The sequence below is a fragment of the uncultured Dokdonia sp. genome (assembly GCF_947492535.1).
In the GTDB taxonomy this organism is placed as follows: domain Bacteria; phylum Bacteroidota; class Bacteroidia; order Flavobacteriales; family Flavobacteriaceae; genus Dokdonia.
This window is the reverse complement of the sequence record NZ_CANLNH010000030.1, coordinates 1-9,768: the sequence shown is the minus strand read 5'-3', so window position 1 is coordinate 9,768 and position 9,768 is coordinate 1. Positions and strand designations below refer to the sequence as shown.

The following is a 9,768-nucleotide window of genomic DNA, read 5'->3' as shown; positions in this document are numbered from 1 at the left end:
AACAAAATACACTCATTAGTTATAAATTATTGAAAATCAGATAATTTACTGATAAATTGATTTATTCGGTTCGATAAGGAACTAATAGGGGGAGCTATGAAATGCAATAAAAATCTTATGATATTTGTTAACTCGACCGTTTGCAAATTCTCTATTTTTTTCTGAGAATCTAACATCACATCTTTACAATTATAAATTCTGATCTACGATTTAATTGATGTTGGGCTTCTTCACAATTGACACCATTTTCACAAGAATTCATTAATCGAGTCTCTCCATATCCTTTTGCTTCAACAATACGAGGGGAAGCAACACCTTGTCTAATCAAATACTCTCTTGTAGCATCTGCTCGTCTTTGTGAAAGCGCAAGATTATAACTATCCTTAGCTCTCGAATCTGTATGTGATTCTACCCGTATTTTAATATCTGGTTGTTGTAGCATTAATGTAACTACTTTATTAAGTTCTATTGCAGCATCAGGTCGGATATAACTCTTATTAGTATCAAAAAATATAATGCCGACTTTTATTTTTAGAACTCTATTGTCTTCTACAATTAACTCATCTATAGTTTCTAATTCTAACGGAACAATGGTTTCTTCTGAAATACTAGAAGTCACAAATACTTTATTATTTAAATTATAACCTAATTTCTCTAGACGAACTTCATAACGCTCACTACAGTTTAAGTCAAAATTGAATTCATAATCTCCATTTATTTTACTTTGAGTTTGTGTTAATTTCACACCGTCTTTATTGTAAAGAGCAACTGTCACATCAGAAATACGCTCTCTTGTTCTTGTATTACTAACATATCCTTTTACTGACTGCTGGCAATTATCAACTATAACATCTTCAAGTCCTTTTGGCTTTGTTCTTCTAAATGCATAAATATCATCATCTCCTACTCCTCCTTCTCGATTAGAACACACAAATCCTTGTTCATTAGTCTCATTTACTATAAAACCAAAATCATCCAAATTACTATTAAGTGGTAACCCTAAATTTTGAGGTGTTGCAAAAGAAGATGCTGTTATAGTACTCTCAAAAACATCGAGTCCTCCAATTCCTAAGTGTCCATCTGATGCAAAATATAATACATTCTCGGTCATAAAAGGGAACATTTCTCTACCAGAGGTATTAATTTTTGGCCCTAGATTCTTAGGCTCTGAGTATGTATTATCATCCATTATATCTACAACAAATATATCTGTGGCTCCAATACTTCCTGGCATATCGGAAACAAAATATAATTTTTTACCATCTGTACTTAATGTAGGGTGCCCTACAGAATACGTGTCACTATTAAAAGGAAGTTCCTTTATATTATTCCAATCATTATCGGTACTATCATTACGAGTAGCTGTATATAATTTAAGGTGATTTACTCCTTCTTTATCACGTCTTAAATCACCGTTGTAATTATTACGTGTAAAGTAAACACGTTTGTGGTCTTTTGTAAAAGCCAGTGTCGCCTCATGATACTTTGTGTTCAGTGTTTTAGAAAAAGGGCGTTCACGTTTTACATTTGTCTCTGTAGCATTGATTTGGCCTTCGTAAAAATTTAAAAATGGTTGCTCATTCCAGTGATACCTACGTTTTATATAATATGAAGTATCTATAGCTGAAGAATAAATAAGTTTACTACCATAATAGGCAGGTCCAAAATCAGAATACTCCGTATTAATATCAATATTTTTCAACTCAAATGCAGGAGGTATGGCCATTACATCCGATAACGTTTGTTCTTTTTGCGCATAATCATTGATACGTTTATCTTCTTTATTAGACGCTTTCGCGAAAGCTTTCATCCATTTATTTGCAGATTTATAATTTCCTATTCCTCTTAATGTATGTGCAAAACGAAACAGATATTCTGGATGTACTTCATCCCGATATTTACTAATAAGGAGGTCATACCATTTATTAGCTTGTTCCATATCTGTATTAAAATAATAAGCATCTCCCGCCTTTTTAAGAACTTCCATAGAATTATCTCCTCGGTCAATACCTTTTTCATACACTTTTGCAGCTTCTACATAACGCATTTGACTAAAAAGCCTATCAGCTTTATCATATGATTTCTGTGCAAATATTGAAACAGAAAGGAAAAGGAGTAGTATCGAAATGTACTTTTTCATAGTGTTTATAAAATTTAAAAGAAACGTGGGGATTTTAGTTTTCTACCATTAGAAATAAGATCAAAACGAAGTGCAATTTCGTGACTTCCTGTGTTAAAACGCTGTAACTCTGTTGTCGTATAGTCATACGAATATCCTAAAAGCAATTGCGGCGTAAGCTGAAATCCGGCCAAACCACTTACAGAATCATCCCACCTATATGAAACACCTAATCTCAATTTTTCATAAAACATAAAGTTTGCTGACAGGTCTGCAATAAGAGGAGCACCAGATACCGCTTTTACCAAAAACGCAGGCTTAAATTTGATGTCAGAACTTAAATCTGTTACAATTCCTCCGATAATAAATAAGTGTAATCTTTCTGCGGCAACGGTTTGCTGAATATCATCGTATGTTTGGTTTGTAAGTAAGTTTGGTGTTGATATTCCGATATAGTTCTTATCACTATGCCAATAAATTCCAGCTCCTATTGTAGGAAGCACTTCGCTTACATTATTTTGAAATAAAACATCACTAGAATTTTGAGCATTTCCTCTTGTGAAGTCTATATCTAAGAAACGTCCTCCTCCTTTAATTCCAAAAGATAATCTTCTGGTTTCTGATGTTTGTATAGTATAAGAAAAATTTAAGTCTATATATGTTTCTCTTGAAGGACCAAGTTCATCATTTATAACTGCTAGCCCAAGTCCTACACGCTCACTTAATGGAGAGTCAATCGTAAACGTTTGTGTTTTTGGGGCACCATCAAGACCAACCCACTGGGTTCTAATTAGACCTAGAGCTGTTGCATGACCTCGAGATCCTGCATATGCCGCATTTACGCCTAACGTATTATATGCATATTGCGTAAACTGTGGATCTTGTTGCGCAAAAGTTACTTGCATAGACAATACCGCTACACAGAAACCCATTAATAATTTAAGATGTATGTTCATTGTATATCTTATTTAACTATATAATACTATTTATTTAACTATATAATACTATTTCAATTACCTATTTATGTATAACCACCCTGCACGTCCTTCACTACCGTCACCTAGATCTAGGATATAATAATACGTACCGATTGGTAATTTTTTATTTCTATCTACAGTAGCTCTTCCATTTGATGTTCCATCAAAGTCATTTTGATAATTAGCTACTTGAAAGACTTCATTACCCCATCTATTGTAAATACGTAGTACATTATTAGGGAAATTTTGCAGACCTTCAATCACAAACGTATCATTGACACCATCTCCATTAGGTGAAATTTCGTTGAATATCTCTAGATCTTGTGATACATCTAGAATAATAATCGTAGGATCGTCAGGTTCATTATCGTTATTAGGGTCTACGTTTGTACTATCTGTAGGGTCATCAGAAGTATCTGAAACAATTGCTCCGTCTGCTGTTAAACCACTCACCGTAGCCGTGTTTTCAACACTTCCGTTAGCCACATCTTCATTAGTTAAAATATAACTAGCTGTAAATGTTGAACTATCTACCTCTCCAATAGCAAGATTAATAGGACCTCCTTCTACATCTACTAATAAATCTAAGATGGTTACATCAAATAATGGAGTATTTCCTGTATTTGTTACTGTAAATGTATAATCTATACGGTCTCCTTGATCTACAATATTATTTTGATTAGCATCCACATACTCCCCTTCTTTTTCAAGAGAAATACTCGCTACTTCAAATAACGTCACTGTGGGGTCATCATCACTTCCAGTATCATCTGCTGGATTTGTACTATCAGAAATATCAGTAACAGGGTCTCCTGTAATATCCATACCATTAGCTAAAGCAGTATTAATAATCATTCCTGCTTGAATGTCATCTAATGTTAATGCATAGTTAAAAATAGCAATACCATTTTCCCCTGGTTGTAATACCGTTGGAGATACAGGAAGGTTTGTTACACCAATAGTAGTATCATCAATCGTAATATCAGTTACAGTTACATTACCTGTATTGATTACTGTAAATGTGTATATAATCTCATCTCCAACATCAACCGTATTACTATTATTTGAATCTACAAGTTCCGCATCTTTTAATAACGTAATTTCACTTTCATTATTAATGTCAAACACAACTGTATCACTTGAAGTTACATCATTATCAAAAGGATCGTTCCCTACCGCTGTTGCCGTATTAGTAACACCTCCATTATCTATATCTTCTTGCGTAAGATTATAGGTAGCTGTAACATTTCCTGTGTCAGAAGGTGTTAATATATCAATCACACCTACGATACCTCCTAGCAATGGATCATTGATCACAATATCAGTTACAGTTACATTACCATTATTGACAACAACAAAGTTATATTGTATCTGATCGCCTAAATCTACTATTCCATTTCCATTAGTATCTAGGTATACAAATGTTTTTGTAATGACAATTTCTGGATTCTGTACTAATAATACTTCAGTATCATTATCTGGTTCACCATCCCCATCTGAGTCAACTAATACATCATTAGTTGGATCTCCGTCACCGTCTGAATCAACTCCACTAGTTGCAAAATCTCTATCATGAGATACATCTCTAACTTCATCACAATCATCACCAACAGGGTCTGCTACTACAAAGGCTGTATTTACAACACTTCCATTATCAATATCTGCTTGTGTAATTACATAATCTTGTGTCGTTGTCAATGACTCTCCGACTAAAATTTCTTCAAACTCACCTACAAACCCTCCAAGTAATGCATCAAAGATTTCAGCATTTAATAGTGTGATATTACCTGTATTTACAACAGTAAACTCAAAAGTGATAATATCTCCTGGCATTGGATTTGTAGTATCACCACTAAAAGAGATATCTTCTTTAAATAGTGATATATCTGGCATACAGCTAAAATCTATTACTGTAGGATCATCTGGATTTCCATCTCCGTTTGGATCAGCATTCGTAGGATCGTTAGGATCATCAGAAGTATCTGTTATTGTTTCTCCATTTGGAGCTTCACCAGTAATGATTGCCGAATTTTCAACCATTCCTGCATCAATATCTGACTGAAGTAATGTATACACAGCTGTATAAATCCATATTTCATCAATATCTAACACACCATCATTATTATCATCTCCAGAATCTGGACCAGGAATAACACCTCCAACCAATGGATCATTAAGCACAGGATTACTAATTGATGTTGTCCTGGTATTTGTAAGAACAAACGTATATTCAATAGTATCTCCAGGTTGTATTATGTCACCCCCATCATCTAACACACCTGTTTTGTTCAAGTTCATACTTGCATCTTGTGGAATCATCGTATTCGTAGGATCATTATCATTTCCAGTGTCATCACCATCATTTCCTGAATCTGACTCGTCTGATACTGTACTACCCATTGGATCTTGTCCATTTGCTTCTGCTTGATTGGTAACAATACCAGCATCAATATCATCTTGGGTTAATACATACGTTGCAGTAAATAGTAATATATCACCTGGATTAGCATCAAAATCATCTCCCTCTCCATCAATATCACTTCCACCACCAGTATACATCGGAGTAGGTATTGTACCTGTTCCTGTAAATAAAGTTTCTGTAATTGTAATATCAAATACGTTTACATTTCCTGTATTCTCAACAGCATATGTATATGTAATTGTATTTGTAGCGACATTAAGTGTCGAACTTTTCACCAATGTTAACATTGATTCACCAGTAAGTGGAGTTACTGTGTCATCATCATCAGCTCCTGTGTCATCCGCAGGATTTCCAGAATCAGAATCATCATTTACTGGATTACCATTTGGATCATCTCCACTAGCAACAGCTTCATTAACTACTTGTCCTGCATTAATATCATCTTGTGTAATAAAATAGTTAGCCGTTAGCGTCTCATTTTCACCTGGAGCCAGACTACTTATAGTACCCACTAGATTTGGTATCAAGTTACTATCTGTCACATCAATACTTGTTACCGTTACATTACCAGTATTGGTCACTACAAACGTATACACAATAATATCTCCTGGACTCACTATACCATCTCCATTTGAATCTACATAGGCACTTGTCTTTACAAGTTCTAAAGCTGGAGTCGCTGGTATTGGTAAATTCGTCGGGTCATTCGTATCATCGGTATCAGCATCTGAATTTCCTAGCTGACCTTCATCATCATTTGGATTTGTACTATCAGACACATCACTCACTACATTGCCATCTGGATCTGTTCCATTAGCAATGGCAGAATTCTCAACATTTCCAGCATCTACATCATCCTGTGTAAGCGTGTATACTTGTGTAAGCACTCCCATATCCATAGGAGCTAAACTACTAGGAGATACAATCGCATCAGTAAGACCTATCGTCGTATCTGTAATCGTTACATTATCTATTGTCGTATTACCTGTATTGGTCACCGTAAAGGTATACGTCACCTGATCGCCTACTCCGATGATACCATCTGCATTCGTATCAGCTAATGCAGATACTGCTTTGGTTAACGTAAGCTCACTCATCACTGGTAAATCAGTCATCGTAGCATCATCATCAGCGCCAGTATCATCACCAGCATTACCAGAATCAGAGGTATCCATCACATCATCTCCACTTGGATCCGTTCCACTCGCTAAAGCTTCATTGGTCACTACCCCTGCATTAATATCTTCTTGTGTTAAAATATAACTCGCAGTAAAAGTCAATATATCCGTTGGTGCAGCATCAAAAGCGTCTCCTTCTCCATCTAAATCACCACCACCCATTTGATACATCGGTACTGGAGTTACTCCCGTTCCTGTAAAACTCGTCTCGGTTACTGTAATATCATCAATCGTTACATTACCCGTATTCTCTACTGTATATACATAGTCGATCTGATCGCCTACATTAAGTCCCACAGGGGCATTGTCGATAAATGTACTTGTCTTAATTAATACAAGCATACCATCTGATGGAATGGTTGTATTGGTCGGATCATTATCCGCTCCTGTATCATCTCCCGAATTACCAGAATCAGAAGTATCCATCACATCATCCCCATTTGGATCTGTACCATCTGCCTGTGCCTCATTACTCACTATACCAGCATCAATATCTTCTTGTGTCAAGGTATAACTCGCACTAAACTGTAATATATCTCCAGGGTTCGCATCAAAAGCATCACCCTCTAAATCGATATCAAAACCACCACCTGTATATAACGGAGTAGGTGTTGTACCTGTTCCTGTGAAGATTGTCTCTGATACCGTAATATCAAATACCGTTACATTACCTGTATTCGCTACCGTATACGTGTATTCAATCGTGTTAGTCGAAGCATCATATACTGAACTCTTCACTAAAGTAAGCTCTGGACTCAGTGGTAATGGCGTTACCGTATCATCATCATCTGCTCCTGTATCATCTGCTGGATTCCCAGAATCAGAATCATCAATCACATCATTCCCGTTTGGATCATCTCCACTAGCTACTGCCTCATTCACTACCTCTCCAGCATTCACATCATCCTGATCAAGCGTATAACTCGCCGTCAATGTAGCATTAGACATCGGAGATAAACTCGCAATCGTACCCACCAAGTTTGGTGTCAAATTACTATCCGTTACATCAATGCTCGTTACCGTTACATTACCCGTATTGGTCACCACAAACGTATACAATATCATATCCCCAGGACTCACTACGCCATCTCCATTGGTATCCTCATAAGAACTCGTCTTTACAAGCTCTAACTCAGGAGCACATGAAATAATAGTAGCAGTTGTACTATTTGAACATCCTGTCACAGGATCTATGTAGGTATACTCAATGATATGAGGACCTGCAGGTTGTACTGCTGGATCAAATAGTGTGTTTACAACGCCATCAATAGTAATTTGAGTACCCACTCCACCTGTAGCAAAATCTGGAGTTACTATTGTTGTTAAATCTAGTGCAGGTTCTCCTGTACAAATATTTACAGGAGCTGCAATAGTTGGCATTGGTAATGGATTAATCGTAAGATTCATCGTATCTGAAACCGTTGCTGTACTACACGTATCGCTTCCAGTAACTGTTTTTGTTAATTGGACAACGGAAGCACTCATGTCGGCAGTTCCTAAAGTATATGTAGGTGTTTCCGCGAAAGCGTTATCAAAAACACCATCCCCACTAGTGGTCCATTCAATAGTTCCTCCTGAAGAAGTTGCAGGAGTTGTTGCCGTTGAGAGATCAAAAGAAATACCATCTGCACAAATTTCTTCATCAGATCCTGCATTTACTGTTGGTGCTGTATCTATCGTTACAGATATTGTTACTGTATCACCTATACATCCTGCAAGACAGGTCGCCTGAACTACATAGTCAACTGTTAGTGGATTTCCAGTGGTATTGGTATAACTATCATTTGCAATAGCATTAGCCGCAAGACCAGAAGCTGGTGTCGTATTTCCTGAATCTGCTGTAAGTCCGGCTGGCACAGTTACACTTATTAACTCCCAACTAACCGCAGGAATACTTGTAACTGTTGTTTCTAATTGCACCCCTATTGGACTGTCACTACATACTGTAACATCAAGTGCGTTAGAAACTACAGGTTCAGGATTGACAGTAATCACAACATCGAATGATGTTCCTACGCAGTTATCTGGAGCAGGTCCTGTTGGAATTACAGTATATGTAATAGTAACTGCATTAGGGGTTGTATTTGTGTATGTGTCTGTAATATTTGCTGTACTTCCTGTAGTCCTATCTGGACCTGCAGGAACATTTCCTTGATCTGAAGAAGCAACTGTATGTGTAAAAGTACTTCCAGGTGAAAGGGATGCAAGATCAAAATTAATAGCCACATCACTACAAACCACATCTGTCTGATCAGAAATATCGTTAGGTCCATCTATAATGGTTAATATAACGGCAGTTCTGGTTAAACTCATACATCCGTTTCCTCCTGTTGCTTCAGCATAATATGTTACGGTTCCAACCGTATCTAAAATAGGAGAAGCAACAATATTACCTGCTACTGCACTATCAAACCAAGTGACCGTCGTATTTGCTATAGGTGTAATTGTTGTATTTGCATCCAATATTTGTATAGGTGATTGTTCACACTCCGTAATATCACCAGAAGTAATTGGCGCTGCTGGAGCTGGTAAAATAGTAAGTGTTACTGGAGTACGCGTAGCACTTATACAACCCGTAGTTGAATTTTCCGCTTGCGCGAAATAAGTCACAGTACCCACACTATTTAATATAATATCTGTATCAGGTACAATAGCACCTCCAGTTGCCGCGTCATACCATACAATAGTATCTCCATTAACTAAAGTAGCGGTTGCAGTAAGTGTTTGAATAGGGTCTTGTTCACATTCGGTTTGATCTCCTCCTGAAATCGGTGCATCAGGTTGTGCATTAATCGTTAAACTAACCGTATCTACCGCTGGACTCGATGAACATGCACCTGTCCCTGTTACCGTCTTGGTGAGCGTAACTACACCTGCGGAGATATCTAAATCACTTGGCGTATATACTGGATTCTCCGCTGTATCATCATCAAAAGACCCTGATCCACTCGTAGTCCAAAGAATCGTTCCGTTACTCGAGCTTCCGCCTGTAACTGTATACATCTCATCTGAACAAATACTCGCAGTGGCTGGTCCTGCATCTACCGTAGGTGCTTCCTCCACTGTAATCGT

The 9,768-nt window shown here is 37.0% G+C and carries 3 protein-coding genes; all 3 read right to left on the bottom strand.

Features of this window, described 5'->3' with window-relative positions; all coding sequences use genetic code 11:
* Nucleotides 1–175: 175 nt before the first annotated feature.
* From Q1A60_RS21315 to Q1A60_RS21305, 3 genes are read right to left on the bottom strand one after another with little or no spacing between them, the layout of a single operon-like run.
* The gene (locus tag Q1A60_RS21315) at nt 176–2,140 is read right to left on the bottom strand and encodes an OmpA family protein (RefSeq protein WP_299770126.1); all 1,965 of its coding nucleotides are present in this window, start codon (nt 2,138–2,140) and stop codon (nt 176–178) included.
* 14 nt (nt 2,141–2,154) lie between these two features.
* On the bottom strand, nt 2,155–3,075 hold the full coding sequence (locus tag Q1A60_RS21310; RefSeq protein WP_299770132.1) for a type IX secretion system membrane protein PorP/SprF: 921 nt from the start codon (nt 3,073–3,075) through the stop codon (nt 2,155–2,157).
* Nucleotides 3,076–3,132: 57 nt separating this feature from the next.
* Nucleotides 3,133–9,759, bottom strand: a complete 6,627-nt coding sequence (locus Q1A60_RS21305; protein ID WP_299770172.1) for a gliding motility-associated C-terminal domain-containing protein — start codon at nt 9,757–9,759, stop codon at nt 3,133–3,135.
* Nucleotides 9,760–9,768 lie beyond the last annotated feature (9 nt).

Bases quoted from the DNA above. Each gene is read 5' to 3' on its own strand.
- Q1A60_RS21315 (WP_299770126.1), bottom strand. From the start codon at position 2,140: ATGAAAAAGTACATTTCGATACTACTCCTTTTCCTTTCTGTTTCAATA.
- Q1A60_RS21310 (WP_299770132.1), bottom strand. From the start codon at position 3,075: ATGAACATACATCTTAAATTATTAATGGGTTTCTGTGTAGCGGTATTG.